Origin of the sequence: Actinomyces vulturis, from assembly GCF_001687305.1 — a bacterium.
GTDB lineage: Bacteria > Actinomycetota > Actinomycetes > Actinomycetales > Actinomycetaceae > Actinomyces > Actinomyces vulturis.
The window spans coordinates 332,689-356,664 of record NZ_LZRK01000004.1 but is presented as its reverse complement, the minus strand read 5'-3'; the positions used below and the strand labels follow the sequence as shown (position 1 = coordinate 356,664).

Here is a 23,976-nt window from a genome sequence, read left to right as displayed (position 1 = left end):
CCCTCCTTATGCAAGGGACAACCACCCGCCAGCGTGGTGGGGAAGGCTTGAGGCTCCCTTGCTCTAGGAGATATGGGAGTTGCCAGATGGCACAGAAGTTGAAAGTTCGGGTGAGTTCGAATCATCCGAGCGTGCGAGGCAAGGTATTACGCGCTAAACGCCTGGGTATCCGTGAGCGCATCCTGCGGTTCTTGTTCGGGGATGTGCAGCAGTTGATGCTGCTCACCCCTGGGGATGCGGTCAAGGACATCACCGTCACCACTGTGGACGAGGACCTGACCGCTCTCGCCAAAGCGATTGGTGTCATGACTGATGGCGGTGAGACGGCATGAACGTGCGTAGTGCGAATAAGTTGATTCACGGCCTGAACCTGATGGCCGAGGCCGCCACCACCATTGGTGCTGCTTTGGAGGAGATTGCCTGGGATGGTATCGAAGACCACGCCGGCATGAGCGGTGTCCGCCCTATCGCGGCCGCGAGGTTGGAAACCCCAGCATCTGTCACTGAGGCTGCTGAGGAACTTCCGATGGAAGACCCGCCAGCCGAGGAACCCAAGTCCCAAGCAGTACAAGACACCCCGACCGAAGCCCCCGTGGTTGAGTCTGCTGCTCCGGTTTTGTCTTTGGATGATTTGCGCGGGCAGTTAGCTGATATTTCCCATGCGGGTCATACCGATCAGGTCCGGGATTTGATTCGCCAAACTGGTGTGGAGAAACTTAGCGAGGTGGTTCCTGAGCATTATGGGTGGCTGCTGGCTAAGGCCCGGGAGCTGGTCTGATGCCTGATCGTCACGCGAAAGCCTCACCCTCGGGTGCACACAAGTGGACTAACTGCACTAAGTCCTTGGCTTTGGAGTCCCAGTTTCCTAATGAGGATACGGACGCCACTAGGGAAGGAACAGTGGCCCACGCGTTGGCCGAGCATAAACTGCGCCGCGCCCTCCACCAGCACCCAAACCACCGGCCAGACTCCACGCTGGTTGACGGGCAGATGGAAGAGCATACGGATGATTACGTCGCCTACGTGCTCGAACGTCTAGCCCTAGCACGGCAGGAGTTCCCTTGTGCGCGGGTGATGGTGGAGCAGGAACTGGATCTCTCTAGTGATGTGGCGGGGTCTTTTGGGACTGCCGACTGCATCATCCTGAGCCAGCCGCTCCTTGAGGTCATTGATTTCAAGTACGGGTTCAACCCAGTCCAGGCCGAAGAAAACCCACAACTACGACTCTACGCCCTAGGCGCTTTCCGGGCTTACGGGATGCTCTACGACTTCACCCACGTGCGGGCCACCATCTTCCAGCCCCGGCGCGGCGCAGTGCTCTCAGAAACCATCACCACCCAAGCACTCGAGCAGTGGGCAGTGGAGGTGATCCAGCCTGCGGCTGTAAAAGCACTGGCTGGTGAGGGTGAGTATCGGGCGGGGGAGTGGTGTGGGTACTGCAAGGCGAAAAACGTCTGCCGCGCCCGCGCCGAGGCCCAACTCGAGCTTGCCAAGTTCGAGTTCGCTAAACCAGACACCCTCACCAGCGAGGAAATCGCGGGCATCCTCAGTCGAATCCCGGCACTGACCAAATGGGCTGGTGACATCCAGTCCTACGCCCTAAGCGCGGTGCTCAACCAGGGCATCAGGTTTGAGGGTTTCAAGGTGGTCGCCGGCCGCGCTTTACGCAAATACACAGACGAGACGGCAGTGGCAGCCATCGGTGAAAGCCAAGGCCTGGAGGTTTTCGAGAAGAAGCTCAAATCACCGGCTGCCTTGGAAAAGCAGGTGGGGAAGAAAACCTTCCAGACACTCTTCGCTGACCTCGTTACCAAACCAGCCGGGAAACCATCCCTGGTCCCGGTTAGTGACCCACGACCCGAACTCACTGTTGCTAATGCGGCTGAGGAGTTCACACCAATCCAACCTGATGACAGCAACACCGCTGCCACAGGATCCATTTCTAAACAAGGAGACAACAAATGACAACCAATGATCCGAAGATCGTGATGACCGGTATCGTCCGCCTCAGCTACCTCAACTGCTGGGAACCCAAGAGCATTCAAGGCAGTAAGCCGAAGTATTCGGCTTCGATCATCATCCCCAAAACCGACACTGACACACTGAACAAAATCCAGGCGGCTATCGATGCCGCAATCAAGGAGGGCGTAGGGAAGTTCGGCGGCAAAATCCCACCCAAGGGAGCCCTCAAACTCCCATTGCGTGACGGGGATATTGAACGCGACGACGAAGCCTACCAAGGTGCCATGTTCGTCAACGCCAACTCCACCACCCAGCCCGGCATCGTGGACGCGAACGTGCAGCCAATTATTGAACGCTCGGAGATGTACTCCGGTGTCTACGCACGCGTCACCCTGAGCTTCTACGCATTCAACACCAACGGGAACAAGGGCGTGGCCTGCGGGTTGCGCAACATCCAAAAGATTCGCGATGGCGAACCCCTGGGCGGCCGCGTGTCGGCGGAGGCGGAGTTCACCCCGTTCACCGACCCATTCGCCACACCTGCTGGTGGGGATGACTTCCTGTCCTAACCGGTAATCCAACCCAAGCGTGAGGGGCACCAGAAGAGACAGCCAAGCCTCTGGTGCCCCTCACCTGTGCACAGCCCCCTTGGAGCCAACCAATGACAACAAACCACACATCCCTCACCCTCGACATCGAAACCTTCAGCGAAATCAACCTGGGTAAGGCGGGCATGTACCGCTACGCCCACGATCCATCGTTTGAGCTGTTACTGCTGTCCTACTCTTGGGATGCCGGACCAGTAGACACCATCGACATTGCTAGTGGTGAGTCGATACCCGCTGACGTCCTGGCCGCATTGGATGACCCTGATATTACGAAGTGGGCGTTCAACGCTGCCTTTGAGCGCACCTGCCTCTCAGCATATTTGGGCCGGCAATTGAAGCCTCATGGGTGGCGATGTCACATGGTGTGGGCCGCAGCCCTCGGACTACCGTTGTCATTGGACGGCGTATCCAAGGCGTTGAAGTTGAACTCGGGGAAACTCGCTACCGGTAAGGACCTCATTCGGTTCTTCTCCGTTCCCGCCAAACCCTTGCTACTGAACAATGGCCTAACCCGAAACCTGCCCGGTCATGCGCCAGACAAGTGGGAGCAGTTCAAGACCTACAACGCCAGGGACGTGGAAGCAGAACTAGAACTGCACGCCAAGCTCTCACCTTTCCCGTTGCCTGAGCAGGTGTGGCGCGAGTACTGGGACGACCAAACCATCAACGACCGAGGCATCCACCTCGACCTCGACCTAGCCAGTGCCGCAATTGAGTTAGATAAGCAGGTGCGGGAGAAAAACCTCGCCCGCTCCAGCCAACTCACCGGCTTGGATAACCCCAATAGCCCGTTGCAGCTCAAAGACTGGGCCAACCAACGCGGCATCACCATGGGATCGATGGGCAAGCAAGAAGTCCAAGACACCCTCACCTCCACCACCGACCCCGTAGTCAAAGAAGTACTCGCCTTGCGGCTTGAGCTCTCGAAGTCCTCGGTGCGTAAGTACGAGGCGATGACCACCAGCGCCAACCCGACCGACCACCGCGCGCGGGGGTTGATGCAGTTTCACGGTGCCGCCCGCACCGGACGCTGGGCAGGCAGGTTGATCCAGGTGCAAAACCTGCCCCGCAACTACCTACCCGACCTCGACGCCGCCAGAGCCCTGGTCAAGGACCGCAACCTGACCGCACTGGAAATGCTGTACGACTCCGTACCCGATGTCCTCTCCCAGCTAATCCGCACCGCGTTTATCCCACGGGAGGGGTGTGAGTTTATTGTTGCCGATTACTCGGCTATTGAAGCCCGCGTCATCGCCTGGCTCGCCGGTGAAGACTGGCGGCTGGATTTGTTTGAGCGCGGTGGGGATATTTACTGCCAGTCCGCATCCCAAATGTTTGGTGTTCCGGTTGAGAAGCATGGGGTGAATGCGCCTCTGCGCCAGAAGGGGAAGATCGCAGAACTAGCCTGTGGATACGGCGGCTCCGTAGGCGCACTAGAGAACATGGGAGCCGTGCGCATGGGCCTGAATGCTGAGGAACTACCGATACTGGTGTCGGCGTGGCGGGAAGCCAACCCCTCGATCGTGGAGTTCTGGTGGGCAATCGACCAAGCAGCTATGCAAGCCCTTACCACCAGTCGCCCCGCTACGACTCATGGCATCACTTTCACCCGGCAGGCTGGAATCCTCTTCTGCTGCTTACCTTCAGGGCGTCGCCTGGCATACCCAGGAGCCACGATCACCACCGGCAGGTTCGGGCGTGACGTCATCACCTACCAAGGTCAAAACATTGCTAAACGCTGGGACTGGATCGAAACCTACGGACCCAAGCTCGTGGAAAACATTGTCCAAGCCACCGCGCGGGATTTATTGGCCTATGCGATTCACACTGTGAAGGCCAAGGGGTGGGCGGTGGTCATGCATGTCCATGACGAACTCATCATCGAGATTCCCAAAGACACCGTTAGGGTCGAGGAAGTATCGGCTGCGATGTGTGAGGCACCTTCTTGGGCTGCTGGTTTGCCGTTGGATGCGGATGGTTACCGGTGTGATTACTACATGAAGGACTGACAAAAAACTGATTTCACTTTCGGGGTTATAAACCGGCCCTGCTGGAAGCCCTCCTGGTAGAGCCGGTACGCCCAATCCTTTTTCTGTTGTCTAGGTGCTGGCTCTAGAAAGGAGCCAGCATGGCTACCACGAACGCTCTGCAGGTCTTTACCCATGAGGCATTCGGAACCATCCGCACCACCATCGAAGAGAGCGGCCAGATCCTGTTTTGCGGGAAAGATGTTGCCACCGCACTCGGATACAGCAACACCAAGGATGCGCTAGGGCGTCACTGCAAGGGGGTCGTGAAACGCTACCCCCTTGAAACCCCGGGCGGCACACAGCAAATCCGCTTCATTACTGAGCCTGACCTTTACCGTCTGATTCTGTCTTCTCATTTGCCGGCTGCGCAGCGTTTTGAGACCTGGGTGATGGAAGAAGTCCTACCCAGCATCCGCCGCCACGGCATCTACGCCGTTGACTCGCTTTTGGATAACGATGATTTCTTGCAGGCCGCGATCGAGCATTTGCGCGCCGAGAGAATGGCCCGCCTGGCAGCCGAACAGGCCCTAGCCGAGGCCGCACCTAAAGCCTCCTACTACGACGTCGTTTTGGCCTCGCCTTCGCTAGTGACAATGACCGCGATCGCTAAGGACTATGGGCTCTCAGCCAAGAAACTCAATGCGCTGCTGGCCCAGGCGAAGGTGCAGTTCAAGCAATCGGGCCAGTGGTTCCTCTACGCCCACCACGCCAACAAGGGCTACACCCAGTCCAAAACTTTCACCCTGCCTGATGGGCAGGTGCGGATGCATACCCAGTGGACCCAAGCCGGACGGTTGTTCATCTATGACCTGCTGAAAAACCTTTTCGGCATCCTGCCCGTTGTCGAACAGGCCCAGGCTGCCATCGAGAGTGGGGATGACAAATGAGTGTCTCCCGTATCCAAGGCACCTCGCTTGGTGAGCTGATGGTTGCTGCCGGTATCGGCATCGAAACCAAGAATGCTGAGGGTTACCCGGACTCGACCACCTTCCAGGCGCTGCGTCGGGTGCAGCGAGCTGAGTTTGGGTACCGGCCACTGACCTACATTTGCTCACCCTACCGAGGTGACGTGGAGGCCAACACGGAGCTGGCCCGGCGGCTATGCAAATTGGCGGTGGCCAGGAAGAAGATTCCTTTGGCTCCGCACCTGTTGTTCCCACAGTTCATGAACGACAGCGATGAAGCGGAGCGGGAGTTGGCGATGTTCATGAACCGCATCCTGTTAGGCAAATGCGAATCCCTGTGGGTCTGGCAAGAAGAAATCACTGCCGGGATGCGCCTGGAAATCGAATGGGCATCCCTCTACAAGAAGCCGTTGCCGGTCACTTACATCAACCACAGCGACCTAATGGAGGTAACGCTATGAAACCCATGACCATGTACGCCTCCCAGGTTTGCGGGCAAGCATCCAACACCCACTACCCACACCAGCACACCGTCGCCAGCCTCGATGACCTCAAGCGTGTTGTGGTCTTCGATCATGTGGTCGCTGAGTATGACGGTGGACAACGCGGCAACTCCCGCTTCCTGTCCTCCAACTGTCTGGTGATGGACGTCGACAACGACCACACTGAGACCCCCACTGAGTGGGTGACCCTAAGCCGCCTAGCCGAACTCATGCCCGATGTACCTTTCATGGCGGCCACGTCCCGCAACCACATGAAACCCAAAGGCACGAGCAGTGCCCGGCCGCGCTTCCACGTCTACCTACCCATCAACACGGTTATGGATGCGGAAGCCTACGCTGCATTGAAGCGTCAGCTCGCTGCGCAGGTACCGGTGTTCGACTCGAACGCGCTGGACGCTGGGCGATTTATCTACGGCAACCCTGATGCGAAAACCACCGCTATCGAGGGTGAGATCCTGGTGGATGCGTGGCTGGCCCGCGACCTGTTCGCCGAGTTCGACCAAGCCTCCAGCCTGATCGGTGAAGGCAGTAGGAACGCGACGCTGTCCAGGTTCGCTGGGCGGGTACTGATCCGTTACGGCAACACCGAGCGCGCCCGAGAACTCTTCGACCAGAAAGCCGCGCTGTGCGACCCGCCCCTGCCAGGTTTTGAGGTGGAGCAGATCTGGGCATCAGCGACCCGTTTTGCCCACCATGTGTCTTCTCAGGATGGGTATGTGCCGCCTGAGCAGTACGCCGAAGGGGCATGTTCGCTCAAGCCTGGTGATTATTCGGATGTGGGGCAGGCTGAGGTGTTGTGCCGTGAGTACGGGCATCTACTCAAGCATTCCCCGGCCACGGACTTTGTCACCTACAACGGCTCCTATTGGGAAGAATCCGAACCACGAGCCCAAGGCATGAGCCAAAACCTCACCGGCCGCCAACTCGACGAAGCCCTCATCGCGGTCGCCGATGCAAAAGAAGCCATGAACCAAACCGGTGCAACCGGCCTGCTGGTGGCGATGAGTAAAACCAAAGCGATTTCCGCGATGAACCCCACCCAGCGTCAAGCCTGGCAGGCTCACGAGGACGCGATGGAGTATTACAAGTTTGCGCTCAAACGACGCGAATCGCGTGGAGTGGCGAACGCGCTACGAGAAGCCCGGCCGATGCTGCAAATCCTGCCCACCGACCTCGACGCCGACGCGTTCCTCATCAACACGCCCTCAGCAACCTACAACCTCATCGAAGGTATGGGTTCGGCGCGGGGCCATGACCCAGCAGACCTGATCACCAAACAAACCACCGTTGACCCCAACCAGGACGGGCAGGATATCTGGGAGCAGGCTCTAGGCACCTTTTTCCAAGGCGACAAGGAGCTGATCGGCTATGTGCAGCGCATCGTGGGCCTGGCGGCTTTCGGCAAAGTCATGGTCGAGGCCCTCATCATCGCCTACGGAGACGGACGCAACGGGAAATCCACGTTCTGGAACACCGTCGCGAGGGTGCTCGGATCCTATGCCGGGAACCTTTCAGCGGACGTGCTCACCATCGGAGCCAAACGCAACGTCAAACCCGAGCTGGCCGAAGCCAAAGGCAAACGCCTCCTGATCGCGGCCGAGCTCGAAGAAGGCATGCGGCTGAACACCTCGAACGTCAAACAGTTGTGTTCGACTGACGAGATTTATGCGGAGAAGAAATACAAGGCTCCCTTCGCATACACCCCAACTCACACGCTCGTGCTCTACACCAACCACCTACCCAGGGTCGGTGGCATGGACCCAGGCATCTGGCGCAGGCTCATTGTGATCCCGTTCCAGGCCCGCATCGAAGGCAGCCAGGACATTAAGAACTACGCCGACTACCTCTACAACCATGCTGGTGGGGCGATCCTGGCCTGGATCATGGAAGGCGCCAGGCTCATCCACGGTGAGGGTTTCCACCTGACCCACCCGCGTGTGGTGGCTGAAGCGATCGGGGCGTATCGGGATAACAACGACTGGCTCACCCCGTTCCTTGATGAGCGCTGCGAGGTCGGCGAAAACCTGAGCGAAGCCTCTGGACGGGTCTATTCGACCTACCGGGCTTTCGCAGCAGAGCGAGGAGAGTATGCCCGCTCAACCACCGACTTCTACGAAGCCCTCGAACAACGAGGGATAAGTCGCTACCGCAGCAGTCGCGGCAAGTTCATCAAAGGCCTTGTCCTACGCAGCGACTTTGACCCCGTAAGCACTAGTTTTTGAGAGCCGAGTGCCGGTCTATGCCACTTTCTTCTAGGACTTTCCATATAGGGATAAAAAATACAAAACCCTATATAAAAGTTCTAGAACGGCACGGCATAGACCGGCACACCAGGCTCCAAGACCACAAAGAATCTTGGAGACACAATGAAAGAACAACAACTCGAAACCCGGCTATGTCGGGCTATTCGCCGCATCGGCGGTATCTGCTGGAAATTCACATCCCCCGGCCTGACGGGCGTCCCAGACCGCATCTGCCTCCTAGACGGACGGGCAGTGTTTGTCGAAGTCAAAACCACCGGCAAACACCCCCGCCCCCTACAAGTCGCCCGCATGCGAGAACTTGAGCGGCAAGGCTTCACCTGCATCGTCCTCGACCACCCAGATGGGATCCAGGAGGTGTGCGATGCTCTACAAGCCGCATAACTACCAGACCACCGCCATCGAGTTCGTCGAAACACACCCCATCGCAGCCCTCCTGCTTGAAATGGGACTTGGCAAGAGCTCGATCGCGCTAACGGCAATCTGGAACCTCATGTACGACCGCTTCGAAGTCCAGCGCGTGCTGGTAGTGGCTCCTCTTCGAGTGGCAAGGGATACCTGGCCAGCAGAACAACAGAAGTGGGATCACCTGGCTGGCCTCACCATGGCAGTAGCCGTCGGACCAGAAGCCAAACGCCTCGCCGCTTTGAACGCGCGTGCGGACGTGACGGTGATTAACCGTGAAAACGTCACTTGGCTTGTTGAGCGCTCCGGTGTCCAGTGGCAGTGGGACATGGTCGTGATTGACGAGCTGAGTTCGTTTAAGAATCATCAGGCCAAGCGCTTTCGCTCCCTGCTCAAAGCCCGCCCGCACGTCAAACGCATCGTGGGTCTGACGGGGACACCGGCCGCCAACGGACTCGAAGACCTCTGGGCGCAGTTCCGCCTGTTGGACATGGGTGAGCGTTTGGGGCGTTACATCACGCATTACCGCAGGGAGTTCTTCGACCCCGACAAGCGAAACGGCATGCAGGTCTTCTCCTACAAGCCCAAACCAGGTGCGGAAGAAGAAATCTACAAGCGCATCTCCGATGTCACCATTTCGATGCAGACCTGCGACCACCTCACCCTGCCAGAAGTCACCTACAACACCATCGACGTGACCATGGGTGATAAGGGCCGGCGGGCATACGAGCGGATGCTAGGCGACCTGGTCCTAGAGCTCGAAGGCACTGAAGTCACGGCTGCTAACGCGGCAGCGTTGTCGGGCAAGCTCACCCAGATGGCCTCCGGGGCGCTCTATGACGAGGACGGTAACTGGCACCTCGTCCATGAGGCCAAGCTGGATGCGTTGGAGGATTTGGTTGAGGCGGCGAATGGGAAGCCGGTGCTGGTGGCGTACTGGTTCACCCACGACCTCGAACGAATCCAGAACAGGTTCCCTGAAGCGAGGCTGCTCAAAACAGGGGCGGACATGGACGCCTGGAACAACGGTGAAGTGCCGTTGGCGCTGATCCACCCCGCCTCCGCAGGTCATGGCCTGAACCTGCAGGCTGGTGGGTCGACGCTCATCTGGTTCACGCTGACCTGGAGTTTGGAGCTCTACCAGCAAAGCAACGCGAGATTACACCGCCAAGGCCAAACGGAGCCGGTGGTCATCCACCACTTCGCAGCCAAGGACTCTATCGACCAGAAAATCCTTGCCGCCCTCGCGGTCAAGGACACCACCCAGGCCGCGTTGATTGACGCGGTCAAAGCAACCATCACTATGGAAGGAGAGGACCGATGACTGCTGTTCTCGGTACTGACATCACCTGGAAATACGTCGACCGCAGCGCGGCAGCCATCAACGCAATGCGCGACTTCTCGACCATGCAAACCATCATCGACACCACCGACGACGACCTCAAAGCCATCGCCGAAGACATCCCCACCGTCAGCTCACCGAAGCTGGATGGGATGCCCGGTGGTGGGTTCAACCCCCACGGCAGCGAGGATCGGATCATGGCGCACCTGGAGCGGATCGATAACCGCCAACGCCGCTACCTCCAAGCCAAGGATTACATGGACTGGTTCCTCCCAGCCTGGGCAGCCCTCACCGATGATGAACGCTGGGTGTTAGAGACCTGCTTCCTCCAAGGTGAAGACGTTCCTGCCGGTTTGGCGATTGACCAGATCTGCGCCCAATACAGCGTGGAGAAATCCGCCGCGTACAACCGCAAGAACAAGGCGCTAAACCACCTGTCTGTCTTGCTCTACGGCCGATAAACGAATCGCTCCCATGGGTCCTCTACTATAAAATAGTTTTGCATTTAGTAGAGGACCCATGGGAGCGCGAAGGCGGCCATAGTGACTAGTGATGACTACAAAAGAGATAGCCGACAGGTAGGTACTTTCGGTGAATGGCTTGTAATGATGGCGCTCCTTCAAGCCTACCCTGAAGATCAAATTAGAGTAGACCGTCTCGATGCAATAGGGATTGACGTCGCTCTATATCATCCTGAGGTGAACTTAGGTATTTCAGTAAAAACTCGCAACAGGATTCTTTGGGATAAGAAGACCAAAAAAAATCCAGGTCTGAAACTTGAACCAAATGACATGCAGTCATGCTGTAAGGAAGCTAAAGCAAGAGTTTTGGAACCCGCTATTGGGCTAGTAGTTATGGATGATGATTGCATGGACGTATTAGTGGTTCATGTTGGGATATTTCTTAAACGCTATGGCAGACTTTGGTGGATCGGTGAAGAAGATGACCCCGGGGCTGTAAATTATTCCCATACGTTGTCTTTGGCCTTATCCCGGAAACAACGCGATATGTGGGCGACGAGTTTTGATGACGTAATCTTATTTCAACGCTACGACAGAAGAGAACCCGTGATCTAGGAGTGGAAAAACAGTGGAAAGACACCCCTGATTTCACCCGCTATACTGTAAGCAGTTGAAAAATATCCGGAGCCCCAGCAGCCAGCTTGGTTGCTGGGGCTCCGGTGTACCCGGCAGCGTGGAGGATGGTGAGCGCCAGTGCCTCATCGACCAAAGACTCCGTGCCGCTGGCCTGCCTGCCCAGCCCTCACCAACGCTCGCTACTGCGAGACCCACGCCAAGGAAGCCGACACCAACTACCGTCACTACGAGCGTGACCCCCAGATCAACAGACGCTACGGCAGTGACTGGCGAAAGATCCGCGCCGCATATGTCGCCAAGCACCCGCTGTGTGAACAGTGCGAGAAGGAAGGACGGCTGACGCCGGTGGCTGAAGTCCACCACATCCGCCCCCTCGCACACGGCGGCACCCACGACGAGTTCAACCTCATGTCGCTGTGCAAGCCCTGCCACTCACGCCAGACCGCCATGGACGGGGACCGGTGGCGAAATACCGTTTCTGCCGGGTCGCAGGTCTACACCTACTGACTTTTCTGAGGGCTACCTCGGGCTTTGGACCCTGGCCCCAGCCTGGGGAGGGGCGGTCTCAATCTCTGGGCCTGTACGGGGTTTCAGCGGGCGTGGCCCCTCGCGCACAAACTCCCCGAATCAAACAGGGTATTACCCTGTATAGAACCCCAAAAGTTAGACACTTTGATTCTATCCTAAGCCGCTCTGTCGAGGGCATCTTGACGCAGTTCGTGGGGAGTGATTCCGCCAAGTCGTTCTTGGGTGCGTTCGTCGTTGTACCAGAGAATGTAAGTTTTAATCGCTCGGGTTAAATCGGCGATCTTTGCAAACTTTTCACCGACAAACATCTCTTGTTTAAGGTGCGTGAAAAAGTTTTCCGCAACAGAGTTGTCGTAACAGTTTCCTTTCCTTGACATCGACTGGACGCAGCGGTGAGACTTCAATTGAGAAATCCAAGAAATATGGTGGTAGTGAAAACCTTGATCAGTATGTACCAGCACATTTTCTGGATGCCCGGCATTCTTGAAAGCCTTTCTTAGGCTCTCTGAACTTAGGCGAGTAGTGGGTGCTGTACCGATAGTAAACGACACCACAGAATGGTCAAACAAATCAATCACTGGAGAGAGATAGAGTTTGTTCCCGTTAAGTTGGAACATGGTGATATCACTGACCCATTTTTGATTTGGTGCATCAGTTGCAAATTTCCGTTCCAGAACATTTGGAGCAGTATTACTAGTATTCCCGCGAAAAGAAGAGTAGTTCTTTTTGCGCCTCGTCTTACTTCTTAGGCCCATCTGACGCATTAACTTTGCGACCAACTTCCAAGAGACTGTCCATCCTTGCCGAACCAAGGTACGGCGGACTCTTCGGTACCCATACCGTGACTTACTAGCTCTAAATATCGAGACGATCTCCGCCTTGAGGTCTTGGTGGCGGTCTGCACGTTCTAGTTTAGATAGATGGTAGTAATAGGTTGAACGTGCAATACCTGCAATCTTCAACAGAAGAGGCAAAGGGTGCTCGGACTTGAGGGTTGCAATGATTTTAGTTTTTGATCTTGCCGCTACTCCCTCAAGTCTTGAAGTTTTTTAGATAGGCAACTTCTGCTCGAAGGCGTTCATTTTCCGCTCTAAGATCGGAATTGGTAGTTGGGGGTTCAGAGCTTTTTCTTCTGGGTCCACGCTTTTTTGAGCGTAATGCTTTGTCACCACCCTTACGCCAAAGTCGCACCCATCCTCGTACGATTTCTTCTGAAGAAAATTCAAACTCGTTCGTGAGCATCCGGGCTGTTTCGCCGCTGAGATACCTGCGAACGATTTCTTTTTTGAACTCCATTGAGTACATCGTTTTTGTTTTCTTAGGTGTCAAACAGGCCCTCCCGTGAGTGAGCCAGCGGTCAAACAAACTATGGATAGGAAAACGAGAAACCCCTAACTCTTTTGCAACAGAATACTCGCCATACCCCTGTTCAAATAGATCAACCGCCGCTTCACGCTGCTTTTGAGTCAACTTGCTGTCATCTCTCATGGACTAACCCTCCTGGTTGGAAACACAGATAAATATCAGTCCAACTTTTGGGGTTCTATGCACCCCCCATCGACTCTCCCACCCGCACATTTCTGGCCCGCCTGTGCGCGGGTTTTTGCCCGTTATTTCGCGTTTTATCCCATGGTTGGAGGTGAATGATCATATGGCTCGTGATGGCACGAACAGGGGCGGACGCCGCGTCCGCGCAGGCACCAAACCCGAACCGCTTGCAGACCGCCTGGCCGATGGCCGCACCGGACGCATCCTGAGCGTTGATGGTCCGCCCGAGCCGTATGACTTCACCGGCAGCGACACAGACGAGGGCGCACTGCTGGCCGGCGTGGATATGCCCGAGCCGTCCGCGTATTTGGCGGCGCAGCAGAGGGATGGTAGTCCGCTTGGGGCTGATGAGATTTATCGGGAGACGTGGGAGTGGCTGGCCGATAAGGGCTGCACCCAGTTCGTCTCCAAACGCCTGCTTGAGGCGTATGCGCAGTCGTTCGCCCGCTTCATCCAATGCGAAAAAGCCATCGGTGATTTCGGCCTGCTCAGCAAGCACCCGACAACTGGTGCGGCGATTGCTTCGCCGTTTGTGGCCATGTCGCAGTCGTTTCAGAAGCAGGCGAATGTGCTCTGGTACGAGATTTTCGACATCGTCAAAGCCAACTGCACCACCGACTACACCCCGCTGCCTTCGGACCCGATGGAGAGGCTCCTGCAAAGCCGCTAACTAGGGTCTGTCTTCTTTCTTTTTGGCCTCCACCGTTTTGGTGGGGGTCTTCTTGTTTTCCGCCCACCAAACTCAAAGGACTAACCATGACTTCTACTGCTCTAGCTTCAAAGACCCCGCGTGCTATCCGTTTAGAGACTAGTGAGTCTGTTTGTGCTGGTCACCCGGACAAGGTGTGTGATCGGATTAGCGATGAGATTCTCGATGCCTGCCTGTGGGAAGACCCAGCCTCGCGTTGTGCGGTGGAGGTTATGGCCTCCAACCACCTCATCACCGTGGCCGGGCAGATCACCTGCAATGGGCGGGTGCGGATCCGTTCCATTGTGCGCTCGACCCTAGCCCGGCTCGGTTATCAGCCGTGGAAATACCTCGTCAGTGTCAACGTCACCCGCCAGTCCAGCGACATTGCCGGTGGCGTGGACACGGCGTTGGAGACCCGCGAAGGTGGCGCGGAACACGCTGGGGCGTTTAGCGACCTCGGCGCGGGCGACCAAGGCACCGTCTATGGTTACGCCACTGATGCCACCAAGGATTTCCTGCCAGACTCTCTTGTGGCTGCCCATGAGATTAGCGCGCGCTTGGACCAGGCGCGTGAGCAAGGAACCATTGCTGGTATCGGCCCGGATGGCAAAGCCCAAGTCACCCTCACCGTTGATGAGGATGGCACTCCGATTACTGCACCCACCGTCGTGGTATCTATCCAGCATAATGCGGCCAAGGACCTGGAGGAGTTACGCCGGGAAGTCATTTCCAAGATTGTTGCCCCATCCCTTGAGGCCATCGGCATCGACACCCTCAAATACACCACCGTCCTGGTGAACCCCTCGGGCCGGTTCGTCAAAGGCGGACCTGGAGCAGACACCGGCCTGACGGGCCGCAAGCTCATGGTCGACACCTATGGCGGTCACGCGCCCCATGGTGGTGGCGCGTTCAGTGGTAAGGACGCGACGAAGGTCGACCGCACGGGTGCTTACATGGCCAGGTTTCTGGCTAAGCAGGTGGTGGCGGGACATTTGGCTAAGCGGTGCACGGTCAGCATCTCCTACGCGATTGGCAAGGCCGACCCGGTCGCCTTCGACGTCGACACCCACGGCACCCATATCCCAGAGGTCACGGATGAGGACATTCGCCTCGCCCTGTCGGAGTTCTATTCGCTGCGGCCGGGAGCGATCATTGACCGCTTCCACCTGCGCCGCCATGGCTTTGCCCGTTACAGCGCTTACGGACACTTCGGACACGTGAACGGTGTGTACCCGGGTTGGGAAGAAAAGTTCGACCGTTGGCACCTCAAAGAAGACGTCATCAACCATGCCAAGGCCCGCCACGGCGAAACCAACAAGGAGGCTGGGCAGTGAATATCAAGAAGATTGCGGTCTCTGAGCTTCAAGCGGCGGACTACAACCCACGCAAAGACCTCCAGCCCGGTGACCCCGAGTTCGAAAAACTCAAACGCTCCGTAGAGGAGTTCGGTTACGTAGAACCGGTCATTTTCAACGAGGCGACCGGCCGTGTGGTGGGAGGCCATCAGCGCCTCAAAGTCCTCACCGCACTCGGACACACCGAAATTGAATGCGTCGTAGTCGACCTTCCCGAAGCCAAGGAGAAGGCGCTCAACGTTGCCTTGAACAAGGTCAAGGGTGAGTGGGATGAGTCCAAACTGGCCTTGTTGATTGCGGACCTTACGGCTGAGGACTTCGATGTGACCTTGACGGGTTTCGACCCAGCCGAAGTCGATGCCCTCTTTCGTGACCAGTTGGCCGGTGGCATTGAGGAAGATGATTTCGATGTTGAGGCAGAGCTGGCTAAACCCGCCATGTCCCGCACTGGGGACATCTGGCAGCTCGGCCGGCATCGCCTCATTGTCGGGGACTCCACCGACTCAGACACCTTCGCTGTCCTAATGGGTGATGAGAAGGCGAACCTGGTGGTCACTGACCCGCCATACAACGTCAACTACCAAGGCACGGCTGGGTCTATCCAGAACGATCACATGGACAACGACTCCTTTGTCGCTTTCCTGACCAAAGCCTTCACCGCTGTCTCGAGTGTGATGGCTGACGACGCCAGTATTTACGTCTTCCACTCCGATACTGGGGGTTATGCGTTCCGCAAGGCCTTCGACGACGCCGGGTTCTACCTCTCAGGCTGCTGTATTTGGGTCAAGCAATCCATCGTGCTAGGCCGGTCCCCGTATCAGTGGCAGCATGAACCAGTCCTGTTCGGATGGAAGAAAACGGGACGCCACCAGTGGTACACCGGACGCAAGGAATCGACCATCTGGCGTTTCGACAAGCCCCGCAAAAACACGGATCATCCGACGATGAAGCCGGTGGAGCTCATCGCCTACTCAATCCTTAACTCCTCCCTGAGCAATCAGGTGGTGCTTGATGCCTTCGGCGGATCCGGCTCCACACTTATTGCTGCAGAGCAAACAGGCAGGGTCGCACGACTGGTTGAACTCGATCCGAAGTACGCCGATGTGATCATCAACCGCTACCGCGAACTCGCAGGAGCCACCAGCGGCATCAAAGTCATCCGTGATGGCGTCGAACTCTCATTCGAGCAAGCCCAACCCGACGCCGGCGCCATGGCGTGAAGTGTGTGTCTGAGTCTTTAGAGTTCCCGTAATGCTGGCAATTGACGGATATCACGGGTGAGGGCGAGGATCGCTATTCCTGCTGAGGCCAAGACTGTGAGACCTAGCCTCAAAGCTTGGGATTGCTGATGATCCACAGCGAAGGCGGCCAGGGTAGGAGCCGCGATTGTGGCGAGTCCATTGACGAGGGTAAAGACGCCAAAGGTGCGTCCTTGAATCTCTGAGGGTGTGCGTGCAAAAACGTGAGCGAAAAGCCCACTCCCGATCGAGACTGAGGGGATCATCCCGAGAATGGCCACTGCAAAAAGTGCGTAGTGGCTTTCATGCAGGGAAAACATTGTGAAGAAGGAGGCGCCCATCCACAGCAGCCCAGCAATGGCGAGCCTGCCAGACCCTACCCGATCAGTCAGCAATGGTGCAGCAGCGGCACCCACCAAACTCCCGATGGTGAAACCGGATGTCACAAGCCCCACAGACAGTGCTGAGGTCCCTGCCGAACGCAGAGAAAAGACAGCCCAACTCGTCCCCGTAAAGACCAGGAGATTAACCAATGGCGCACAGAGCATCACAATCCGGATAACAGGATCCCCGAACACATGACGCAATCCCTCTCGGTAGGAGGACAACAACGAGATCAACCCTGGACGGGAATGGCCCGGGTAAGCACCAGGAGGGTCAAAAGACGCCGTCACCTTGTGCAGGAGTACCAAAAAACTGCTGTCGCAAGCCAGACGTACCAGAAACGGTAACACCGGAGTAACCCCATAGAGCAGTCCTGTTACGGGACGACTCGCCAATGAGACCAGAGACGTTCGAGCCTGTGCGGCGCTGAGAGCGCGAGGAAATTGTTCAGGAGTAATGAGTTCCTTCAGAGCGGCATCCATCGACGGATCGGCCAGAGTCTCACTGGCGGCCACAATCATCGTGATGAGTGAAACAGCCGCCATGATGAGCCACTGAGCAGAAACCAATCCATTGAAATAGGCTGAAAGAACCAGGATGAGTGTGGCGATTGAGGCGACACTCGTCATCACGCAACGTCGGATTACGGTTTTGCGAGAATACCCGTCAGCTAAGGCTCCGCCCAAGATTCCGCCTAATAACTCCATAGCCGCCACTACACTGGAAAGCAGGCCAGCGCTAGAGACTGATCCTGAGACATCAATGAGAAGTAAAGACACTGCGAGCTGAGAACTCATACTGACCGTAAGAAGAGTCTCGGCAGAAAACCATAGCCGGAAATCTCGATTCCTAAAGGGAGAAGAAATTACCTGACTCATCGAAGGTCCTCATCTGAAGATTCTAAGTTTGTTGCTCTAGCAAAATTACATTGCCATTCATTTGCGTGACAGATTAGAAGGCAGCATCGGGTAAAAAGATCCGTGTACTCATCGTCATCCCAAAACTGTTCTTGTAGCAGTGAACTCTCGCTAAGGTATTGGCTCTTCTCCGCTAGAGATTCTGCGACTACGCGAAGTTCTCGCAATCTTGTAAGTTGTCCAGTAAATAGAGTTAAATCTTGCGAGTTTTCCTGAAGGTGTGAGTTCATGTAACGAGAAAAACTGGAAAGTAGACTCTTGGTCGATTGGCTCATTAACTTAAAATATTGCTTAAACAGGAATTCTACTTGCGTGTCGAGCGTGCGAATTGCAGTTTTTTATTCTACATCAACGTTAGCCTTAAAGAAGATTTGAGAAACGCAAATAGTTGACAGCAGTAGCGAGCAGAAAGAATCAAGTACTCTTCTTCATACAGACATGGCGCATCCTTTCTAGAGAAAAGGATGCGCCATGTCTGTATATCCGACGATCAGATGATACCCGGACGGGGACGAGTGCTAATTCCACCCTTCTTCATGATGGCACCTCCTTCTCGTTTGTGCGTTCCGAGCCTGGGAATTGCTCGGACGAGCGCACTATACAGATGAAGCATAGGGTGTCAACCAACTGATGGCTTCTATTGCACATTGCCTAGATGTTCACATGGAAGCTGGGGTATTATCACAGCCTCCTTTTGTACGAAGATCTTATATCCCAGAATTGGGAATGGGATTGTTCCTGGATTGACCGCAGGGGATACGAAAAGACTACCCATCACTATTACTACTTGCCGCCCGGGGTACTTGACTCCAACCCAGTACTCGCGTTTGCAGGGCTTTCACGACCGTTGGACGGACAACCTCACCCATGCCAATGTTAGTGATGAGGACTTGGTGTTTTGGCGGCAGGTTTCTCACCGACGCACGCATACGCGGGTTGATGCAATCCGAGACGGATGCTTAGCTCCTCAGGTGGCTGATAAGGTCTCTGCTTGACGGAACGCTATACAGGATGTGGTGCAACGGGATCGCATTGTCGTGCGCTCAGTTCGTCATGAACCAAATCGCCAAGCACGCAACCACCTAGTTCTCTGTGTGGGAACTGACTGGCTTTCTGGCCCCGGATAAGTGATGCCACCACTTATCCGGGGCAGCCAAAGCCTTACTTTGAGGTGTGCTCTAGAACGCTACATTCCTTGGCGTTTGAGCCGATTTTGGACTGGATAAACCTGTGTTTCTAAGGGTTCATGTTGTTGACAGAAAAACCCCGATAACTCACAAGGGAGAACACACAACCATGAACACTCAGACAGTCACCTTCGACTATGACCTGCCGGCTGGTAAACGCTCCAACATCGTCACCAACCTCCAAGCCCTCTACGACACCAAGCCCCGCACCTTGGTGCGCTCAGTTATGAGTACCAGGTCGGCCCCGCAATCGTCGCCCGTAACGGCACGATCAGGTGGGAGGGGAAGGGGCCTTCTAAGAAGGATGTGCGCGACCTGCTGGGGTTGCTTGGGGAGGATGACTTCTACCCAGACAACCTCTTCGACCTACGTCACTGGCTTGAAACCAAACAACCCCGCACCACCAAACCCGTCGAGGTAGAGCCAGAAGAGTTGGTGGCTGACGGCGTGACTGTCACCATCCCGCGCACTACCCTCACCGATGCTGCCCTAGAGCGGTTCCAGGCGCTGGTGAGTGCGAAGGGTCCGCTGATTCAGGCTGCTCTGAACCTTGAGGACCTGCCCATCAAGGTCACCGACGAGACGGTTTCGATGCCTTGGATCGCTCGCCCCTGCACCCCAGCTCAGGCTCATGCCCTCACCGAGTTGTTTGGTGCGATGCTCACCATGGCTCGGGATGCCAAGCGGGTGACTGCTAAGGCGAAGGCGGAGGCGAATCCAAGGTATGTGATGCGCTGCTTCCTGCTGCGCCTGGGCTTCATCGGCCCCGAACACAAGGCGCTACGCAAGACGCTGATGGGTGACCTGGCGGGTTCGGCGGCTTGGCGCACCCCACCAGTCGAGGATGTCCAGCCTGCGGTGAAGCCGTCGCTGGTGGGGCGCAGGGTTCGCCTCGATGACACGAGCGACCCTTACACCACCCTCACCCCGGGCACTGAGGGCACCATTAACCATGTCGATGACCTAGGGACGCTGCATGTGGCGTGGGATAACGGCTCGACCTTGGGGCTGGTGCCTGGGGAGGACTCCTACATCCTCCTCTAAAACCCGCCCCACTCAACCCTGCCGGCACCCACCAAAACCAGGGTGTCGGCCAGGCGTTTCACTAGAGATGCAAACCGCTACTTTTCCCTTTGAATAAGCGGCTTTTGGACTGGATATAACTGTGGAAGTAAGCGTTGATTGTTGTTGACACAACCACCGGCCAGCACCCGCTGACCACCGAGAGATCTGGAGACAATAATGACCACCGCAACCATCCCCGCACCCACCTTGAGCGCCAACTACGCCTCACCTTCGGCCGACAGGGGGCTGCCTGAGGGTCTGGCCTGCCTGGGACTGCCCGAGTGGGCAACCGCCTGGTACGCCGCCGAGCAGGGCCAAGCACCCGCTGAAGTAATCCGCGCCCTCGAAGTGGTTTGTGAGGACTACGAACCCGACTTCATCACCCTGACCCCAACTAGGTGTGAGGATCTCGGGCCCTTCGAAATCGACACGGTTCAACTTCGTGCCATGCTCATTGACGCTTATCGCATCGGCTTCGCCCACGCCCAAGCCCGGGCCGTGAACTAGAGATGCATACCGCTAGAAAAACCTTGCAAATAGGCGGGAAACAACTGGATAAGTGTGGAAGTTCAAGCCTTAATGGTTACAGCTGGAACACGCTAGGGAGCAAGGAAAGGCAAGCACAATGAACACCACGAAGACCACGATGGAGACCCTGGCCGAGACCACCGCCCAGCGCATCATCCTCCAGCATGGGAGAGGGTCCTGGTCGCCACCTATCGCTACATGAGCGGCAAGGACAACGGCTGGCAGGCCGAAACCTACCGCATGGTCGAAGCCCCGGTCCCCGGCTGGGGTAAGGACGCCCGCAGCGCCAGCGAATGCGCCCTCGAACAGGTAGCGGCCTCGGATGAGTACTTCGCGGACAACGGCAGCGCGATCGCCTGGGCCATGAACAACTAAAAACCGCGCCCCGCAACCGCACCACCCAATGCTTGGTGGTTGCGGTCTTTTTACACCCAAGACCAGGGTCTGTTTGGGGAGGCGGTTTAGAGATGTACACCGCTGCTTTTCGTTGCTAATAAAGGCCAAACCGGCTGGATAAGAGTGTGTTTCTAAGCGTAAATGGTTACACAAGGAAACCATAGGGCAACAGCCCTAAGAGAGTGAAAGGGTAACCACGATGAACACCAAGAACACCACCAAGACCACCGGTAAGGCCGCTAAGAGTGAGGTCATCAGCACCGGGGAGCTGCGCCGCCTGCTCGAAGACATCGCTATCGCTGATGAATACGCCGGCATCGACACGCTCCTATCGAGGGGCTCGGACGGCTTCGACTGGGCCGAAATGACCATCGGGTCGCTTCGCCGCCTGATGGAGCAGGCCTTCCAAGCCGGCCTAGACGCCGCACACACAGAAGGCATCACACAGGTAGTCAAGAGCGAGGGCGAGGTCTACACCGAGGCCGACAACAAGGTCATCCACCCCGCCCCAGAAACCCTCAACGATGAGGACGAGGCAGGCCGGGTGGGAACCCACGGCATCGACAACGTCTGGATCCCAATCGGAGGCGACAAGTACGCGCTGATCTACACCACCTGGGCCAACGCGACCGGTTGGCGCAAAGTCCCCGCCATCTACACCAAACAACCTGGTGGCACCTACCAACTAGCCACCTGGAACGAAGAAGGCTTCGACTTCAACCGGATGCGCGCCGAAGGCTACCCAGAAGCCCTGACCTGGGCAATCAAGAACGCCTAAGCGGCCCACTAGCCAGACCCACCCCGAGGACGGGCGGGCTGGCCCTCTTTTCACAACACTGACGCTCCACCAAGTTGGTGGGGCCTTTTCTATACCCCGCAATCACTTAAACACGGCAGGAAATCCAGCCGATTCCCGCACAGAGAACTGCCGCAAGCCACCAAACCATGAAGGGAGCAACGCCATGGCCATGCGTCGTCTTGAGAACTATGAGCCGACCCGCTTTATGGCAGACGGCTCCCACTACGACAAACGCTCTGCCGACTATGCGGTTGCGTTCATCCAGGCCCTGACCCACACCAAGGGCCGCTGGGCCGGCAAACCCTTCGAACTGATTGATTGGCAAGAGCAGATCATTCGTGACCTGTTCGGCACCCTCAAGGCGGACGGGTTCCGCCAGTTCAACACCGCCTACGTTGAGATCCCCAAAAAGATGGGCAAGAGCGAGCTCGCTGCCGCAGTGGCACTACTGCTCACGTGTGGGGATGGTGAGGAGCGTGCCGAGGTCTACGAGTGCGCAGCAGACCGCCAGCAAGCCTCCATCGTGTTCGAGGTCGCAGCCGACATGGTCCGCAACTCACCCGCACTATCCCGCCGGGTGAAGATTCTGGCCAGCCAAAAGCGGATCGTCTTCCAGCCCACCAACAGCTTCTACCAGGTGCTCAGCGCTGAAGCCTACAGCAAGCATGGGTTCAACATTCACGGCGTGGTCTTTGACGAGCTGCACACCCAGCCCGACCGCCGCCTATTCGACGTCATGACCAAAGGCAGTGGGGATGCCCGCACCCAACCCCTCTACTTCTTGATTACGACGGCAGGGTCGGACACCAACTCGATTTGCTACGAGACTCACCAAAAAGCCCAAGACATCTTAGAGGGCAGGAAGATTGACCCGACCTTCTATCCCGTAATTTATGGGGCCGATCAGGACGATGACTGGACCGACGAAACCGTTTGGGCCAAGGCCAACCCATCCCTTGGCATCACGGTTGGGATCGACAAAGTGCGGGCGGCCTGCGAGTCAGCGAAGCAGAACCCTGCCGAAGAAAACTCCTTCCGCCAACTCAGATTGAACCAGTGGGTGAAACAGTCCGTGCGGTGGATGCCCATGGCAGCGTGGGATGCATGCAAGCGCGACTTCCGGCCAGAGCAACTGCGGGGCCGAGTCTGCTACGGCGGGCTGGATTTGTCATCCACCACGGACATCACGGCGTTCGTCCAAGTCTTCCCACCCGAAGAAGCAGGCGAGCCGTACTTTGTAGTCCCGCACTTTTGGATCCCAGAAGACAACATTGACCGCCGCGTCCTTCGCGACCGAGTCCCATACGACCTCTGGGTCAGGCAAGGACACTTGAAGCTCACCGAGGGGAACGTGGTCCACTACACGGCGATTGAACAAGCCATCGAACAAATCTCTGAAACCTACGATTTGCGGGAGGTGTCGTTCGATAGGTGGGGCGCAGTCCAAATGACCCAAAACCTCGACCACATGGGCTTAACCGTTGTTCCCTTCGGGCAAGGCTTTAAAGACATGTCCCCACCAACCAAAGAACTAATGAAGCTGGTGCTGGAGGGCAAGCTGGCCCATGATGGGCATCCGGTTTTGCGGTGGATGATGGACAACATTTTCATCCGCCAAGACCCCGCCGGGAACATCAAACCCGACAAAGAAAAATCCACCGAGAAAATCGACGGGGTCGTCGCCACCATCATGGGCCTAGACCGGGCGATTAGATGCGGGGCAGGGCCAGCCAGCGAGAGCGTTTACGATCGGCGTGGGCTACTGCTTCTATAATGAAACGTGACTTTCAACACAATAACCTTATTCAGGTTTGCTTCCCATGCGTCATATGCTTTACTTGAAGCATGGGAAGCGCGGGACATGGGGTTCCGACCCGGAAGACAGGAGTTCTTTAATGGCTTCGGAAATTGTAATCACTCGAGTGAACGACGCTCAGACCGACTGGGGGTTCGACGAATGGCTGGAGCGGGGACGGCAGTGGTGGAAAGCCAGTGCCGCACGCATTGTCGACTGCACCAAGCTAATTGTCTTGGACTCTGAAAACCGAGTCATGGCCGTTGCCCGTATCGCGGGGGTGGAAAAAGACCTTGACGAAGGATCAGGTCGAGTTTCCATTCTGGTACGGCCACTGAAAGACGACGAGTTGATCGGTAAGGTCATCCGCCGATACGAGTCCCGAAACCCTGTCGTCTACATGACAGAGATTGAAGTTCTTGACTGACGACA

At 56.7% G+C, this 23,976-nt stretch carries 24 protein-coding genes and 1 pseudogene; 22 read left to right on the top strand and 3 right to left on the bottom strand.

Going from position 1 to position 23,976, the window contains the following annotated elements; all coding sequences use genetic code 11:
• Positions 1-86 precede the first annotated feature (86 nt).
• From A9753_RS08340 to A9753_RS08280, 13 genes are all read left to right on the top strand, one after another.
• A complete protein-coding gene (locus A9753_RS08340) occupies positions 87-332 on the top strand; it encodes a hypothetical protein (RefSeq protein WP_067783418.1) in 246 nt (81 codons plus the stop codon).
• Positions 329-778: a hypothetical protein gene (locus A9753_RS08335; RefSeq protein ID WP_067783094.1), complete on the top strand. Its 450-nt coding sequence runs from the start codon at positions 329-331 to the stop codon at positions 776-778. The genes A9753_RS08340 and A9753_RS08335 overlap by 4 nt, the downstream gene beginning before the upstream one ends.
• Positions 778-1,965, top strand: coding sequence for a DUF2800 domain-containing protein (locus tag A9753_RS08330; protein ID WP_067783089.1), 1,188 nt, complete (start codon positions 778-780; stop codon positions 1,963-1,965). The genes A9753_RS08335 and A9753_RS08330 overlap by 1 nt, the downstream gene beginning before the upstream one ends.
• Entirely contained in the window at positions 1,962-2,531 is a 570-nt protein-coding gene (locus A9753_RS08325; protein ID WP_067783087.1) for a DUF2815 family protein, read from the top strand. The genes A9753_RS08330 and A9753_RS08325 overlap by 4 nt, the downstream gene beginning before the upstream one ends.
• Positions 2,532-2,623: 92 nt before the next feature.
• Positions 2,624-4,579: a DNA polymerase gene (locus tag A9753_RS08320; protein WP_067783084.1), complete on the top strand. Its 1,956-nt coding sequence runs from the start codon at positions 2,624-2,626 to the stop codon at positions 4,577-4,579.
• 119 nt (positions 4,580-4,698) lie between these two features.
• Positions 4,699-5,487, top strand: a complete 789-nt coding sequence (locus A9753_RS08315; protein ID WP_067783081.1) for a phage antirepressor — start codon at positions 4,699-4,701, stop codon at positions 5,485-5,487.
• Entirely contained in the window at positions 5,484-5,966 is a 483-nt protein-coding gene (locus tag A9753_RS08310; protein WP_425394253.1) for a DUF7768 domain-containing protein, read from the top strand. Before A9753_RS08315 ends, A9753_RS08310 begins: the two co-directional genes overlap by 4 nt.
• Positions 5,963-8,230, top strand: a complete 2,268-nt coding sequence (locus A9753_RS08305) for a phage/plasmid primase, P4 family (protein WP_067783078.1) — start codon at positions 5,963-5,965, stop codon at positions 8,228-8,230. Before A9753_RS08310 ends, A9753_RS08305 begins: the two co-directional genes overlap by 4 nt.
• Before the next feature lie 144 nt (positions 8,231-8,374).
• Entirely contained in the window at positions 8,375-8,653 is a 279-nt protein-coding gene (locus A9753_RS08300; protein WP_067783076.1) for a VRR-NUC domain-containing protein, read from the top strand.
• A complete protein-coding gene (locus tag A9753_RS08295) occupies positions 8,634-9,998 on the top strand; it encodes a DEAD/DEAH box helicase (protein ID WP_067783069.1) in 1,365 nt (454 codons plus the stop codon). The genes A9753_RS08300 and A9753_RS08295 overlap by 20 nt, the downstream gene beginning before the upstream one ends.
• Positions 9,995-10,477 carry a hypothetical protein gene (locus tag A9753_RS08290; RefSeq protein WP_067783067.1) on the top strand — a complete coding sequence of 161 codons (483 nt, stop codon included), beginning with the start codon at positions 9,995-9,997 and terminating at the stop codon, positions 10,475-10,477. The genes A9753_RS08295 and A9753_RS08290 overlap by 4 nt, the downstream gene beginning before the upstream one ends.
• An 81-nt stretch (positions 10,478-10,558) precedes the next feature.
• Positions 10,559-11,092, top strand: a complete 534-nt coding sequence (locus A9753_RS08285) for a hypothetical protein (RefSeq protein WP_067783064.1) — start codon at positions 10,559-10,561, stop codon at positions 11,090-11,092.
• 138 nt (positions 11,093-11,230) lie between these two features.
• Positions 11,231-11,620 (top strand): HNH endonuclease, encoded by a 390-nt coding sequence (locus A9753_RS08280; RefSeq protein WP_067783062.1) that lies wholly within the window; start codon positions 11,231-11,233, stop codon positions 11,618-11,620.
• A gap of 176 nt (positions 11,621-11,796) precedes the next feature.
• Here the strand turns inward: A9753_RS08280 and A9753_RS08275 are convergent.
• Positions 11,797-12,651 (bottom strand): annotated as a pseudogene (locus A9753_RS08275) (IS3 family transposase); the annotation flags it as partial.
• 22 nt (positions 12,652-12,673) lie between these two features.
• A complete protein-coding gene (locus A9753_RS08270) occupies positions 12,674-13,129 on the bottom strand; it encodes a helix-turn-helix domain-containing protein (protein WP_067783059.1) in 456 nt (151 codons plus the stop codon).
• A gap of 163 nt (positions 13,130-13,292) precedes the next feature.
• On the opposite strand from A9753_RS08270, the gene A9753_RS08265 reads away from it, so the two are divergent.
• The 3 genes from A9753_RS08265 to A9753_RS08255 all read left to right on the top strand — a co-directional run bounded on the left by A9753_RS08265 (position 13,293) and on the right by A9753_RS08255 (position 16,455).
• On the top strand, positions 13,293-13,859 hold the full coding sequence (locus tag A9753_RS08265; RefSeq protein ID WP_067783056.1) for a P27 family phage terminase small subunit: 567 nt from the start codon (positions 13,293-13,295) through the stop codon (positions 13,857-13,859).
• An 86-nt stretch (positions 13,860-13,945) separates the two neighbouring features.
• Positions 13,946-15,214: a methionine adenosyltransferase gene (gene metK / locus A9753_RS08260; RefSeq protein ID WP_067783053.1), complete on the top strand. Its 1,269-nt coding sequence runs from the start codon at positions 13,946-13,948 to the stop codon at positions 15,212-15,214.
• On the top strand, positions 15,211-16,455 hold the full coding sequence (locus A9753_RS08255) for a site-specific DNA-methyltransferase (RefSeq protein ID WP_067783050.1): 1,245 nt from the start codon (positions 15,211-15,213) through the stop codon (positions 16,453-16,455). Before metK ends, A9753_RS08255 begins: the two co-directional genes overlap by 4 nt.
• 17 nt (positions 16,456-16,472) lie before the next feature.
• Here A9753_RS08255 and A9753_RS08250 read toward each other — a convergent pair whose 3' ends face one another.
• Positions 16,473-17,654 (bottom strand): MFS transporter, encoded by a 1,182-nt coding sequence (locus tag A9753_RS08250; protein ID WP_067783047.1) that lies wholly within the window; start codon positions 17,652-17,654, stop codon positions 16,473-16,475.
• A gap of 1,613 nt (positions 17,655-19,267) precedes the next feature.
• Here A9753_RS08250 and A9753_RS10080 point away from each other — a divergent pair.
• From A9753_RS10080 to A9753_RS08220, 6 genes are all read left to right on the top strand, one after another.
• Complete coding sequence (locus tag A9753_RS10080; protein ID WP_067783045.1) at positions 19,268-20,005, top strand: DUF4314 domain-containing protein; 738 nt, start codon at positions 19,268-19,270, stop codon at positions 20,003-20,005.
• Between the two features lie 198 nt (positions 20,006-20,203).
• On the top strand, positions 20,204-20,533 hold the full coding sequence (locus tag A9753_RS08240; protein WP_067783043.1) for a hypothetical protein: 330 nt from the start codon (positions 20,204-20,206) through the stop codon (positions 20,531-20,533).
• A 219-nt stretch (positions 20,534-20,752) separates the two neighbouring features.
• Positions 20,753-20,929: an Nmad4 family putative nucleotide modification protein gene (locus A9753_RS09850; RefSeq protein WP_176702769.1), complete on the top strand. Its 177-nt coding sequence runs from the start codon at positions 20,753-20,755 to the stop codon at positions 20,927-20,929.
• A 220-nt stretch (positions 20,930-21,149) separates the two neighbouring features.
• Complete coding sequence (locus A9753_RS08230; protein WP_067783039.1) at positions 21,150-21,728, top strand: DUF6900 domain-containing protein; 579 nt, start codon at positions 21,150-21,152, stop codon at positions 21,726-21,728.
• A 190-nt stretch (positions 21,729-21,918) separates the two neighbouring features.
• Positions 21,919-23,523 (top strand): terminase large subunit, encoded by a 1,605-nt coding sequence (locus A9753_RS08225; protein ID WP_067783409.1) that lies wholly within the window; start codon positions 21,919-21,921, stop codon positions 23,521-23,523.
• Positions 23,524-23,644: 121 nt separating this feature from the next.
• Positions 23,645-23,971, top strand: a complete 327-nt coding sequence (locus A9753_RS08220) for a hypothetical protein (RefSeq protein ID WP_067783037.1) — start codon at positions 23,645-23,647, stop codon at positions 23,969-23,971.
• Positions 23,972-23,976 lie beyond the last annotated feature (5 nt).

Bases quoted from the DNA above. Each gene is read 5' to 3' on its own strand.
- A9753_RS08340 (WP_067783418.1), top strand. From the start codon at position 87: ATGGCACAGAAGTTGAAAGTTCGGGTGAGTTCGAATCATCCGAGCGTG.
- A9753_RS08335 (WP_067783094.1), top strand. From the start codon at position 329: ATGAACGTGCGTAGTGCGAATAAGTTGATTCACGGCCTGAACCTGATG.
- A9753_RS08330 (WP_067783089.1), top strand. From the start codon at position 778: ATGCCTGATCGTCACGCGAAAGCCTCACCCTCGGGTGCACACAAGTGG.
- A9753_RS08325 (WP_067783087.1), top strand. From the start codon at position 1,962: ATGACAACCAATGATCCGAAGATCGTGATGACCGGTATCGTCCGCCTC.
- A9753_RS08320 (WP_067783084.1), top strand. From the start codon at position 2,624: ATGACAACAAACCACACATCCCTCACCCTCGACATCGAAACCTTCAGC.
- A9753_RS08315 (WP_067783081.1), top strand. From the start codon at position 4,699: ATGGCTACCACGAACGCTCTGCAGGTCTTTACCCATGAGGCATTCGGA.
- A9753_RS08310 (WP_425394253.1), top strand. From the start codon at position 5,484: ATGAGTGTCTCCCGTATCCAAGGCACCTCGCTTGGTGAGCTGATGGTT.
- A9753_RS08305 (WP_067783078.1), top strand. From the start codon at position 5,963: ATGAAACCCATGACCATGTACGCCTCCCAGGTTTGCGGGCAAGCATCC.
- A9753_RS08300 (WP_067783076.1), top strand. From the start codon at position 8,375: ATGAAAGAACAACAACTCGAAACCCGGCTATGTCGGGCTATTCGCCGC.
- A9753_RS08295 (WP_067783069.1), top strand. From the start codon at position 8,634: ATGCTCTACAAGCCGCATAACTACCAGACCACCGCCATCGAGTTCGTC.
- A9753_RS08290 (WP_067783067.1), top strand. From the start codon at position 9,995: ATGACTGCTGTTCTCGGTACTGACATCACCTGGAAATACGTCGACCGC.
- A9753_RS08270 (WP_067783059.1), bottom strand. From the start codon at position 13,129: ATGAGAGATGACAGCAAGTTGACTCAAAAGCAGCGTGAAGCGGCGGTT.
- A9753_RS08265 (WP_067783056.1), top strand. From the start codon at position 13,293: ATGGCTCGTGATGGCACGAACAGGGGCGGACGCCGCGTCCGCGCAGGC.
- metK (WP_067783053.1), top strand. From the start codon at position 13,946: ATGACTTCTACTGCTCTAGCTTCAAAGACCCCGCGTGCTATCCGTTTA.
- A9753_RS08250 (WP_067783047.1), bottom strand. From the start codon at position 17,654: ATGAGTTCTCAGCTCGCAGTGTCTTTACTTCTCATTGATGTCTCAGGA.
- A9753_RS08240 (WP_067783043.1), top strand. From the start codon at position 20,204: ATGACCACCGCAACCATCCCCGCACCCACCTTGAGCGCCAACTACGCC.
- A9753_RS09850 (WP_176702769.1), top strand. From the start codon at position 20,753: ATGAGCGGCAAGGACAACGGCTGGCAGGCCGAAACCTACCGCATGGTC.
- A9753_RS08230 (WP_067783039.1), top strand. From the start codon at position 21,150: ATGAACACCAAGAACACCACCAAGACCACCGGTAAGGCCGCTAAGAGT.
- A9753_RS08225 (WP_067783409.1), top strand. From the start codon at position 21,919: ATGCGTCGTCTTGAGAACTATGAGCCGACCCGCTTTATGGCAGACGGC.
- A9753_RS08220 (WP_067783037.1), top strand. From the start codon at position 23,645: ATGGCTTCGGAAATTGTAATCACTCGAGTGAACGACGCTCAGACCGAC.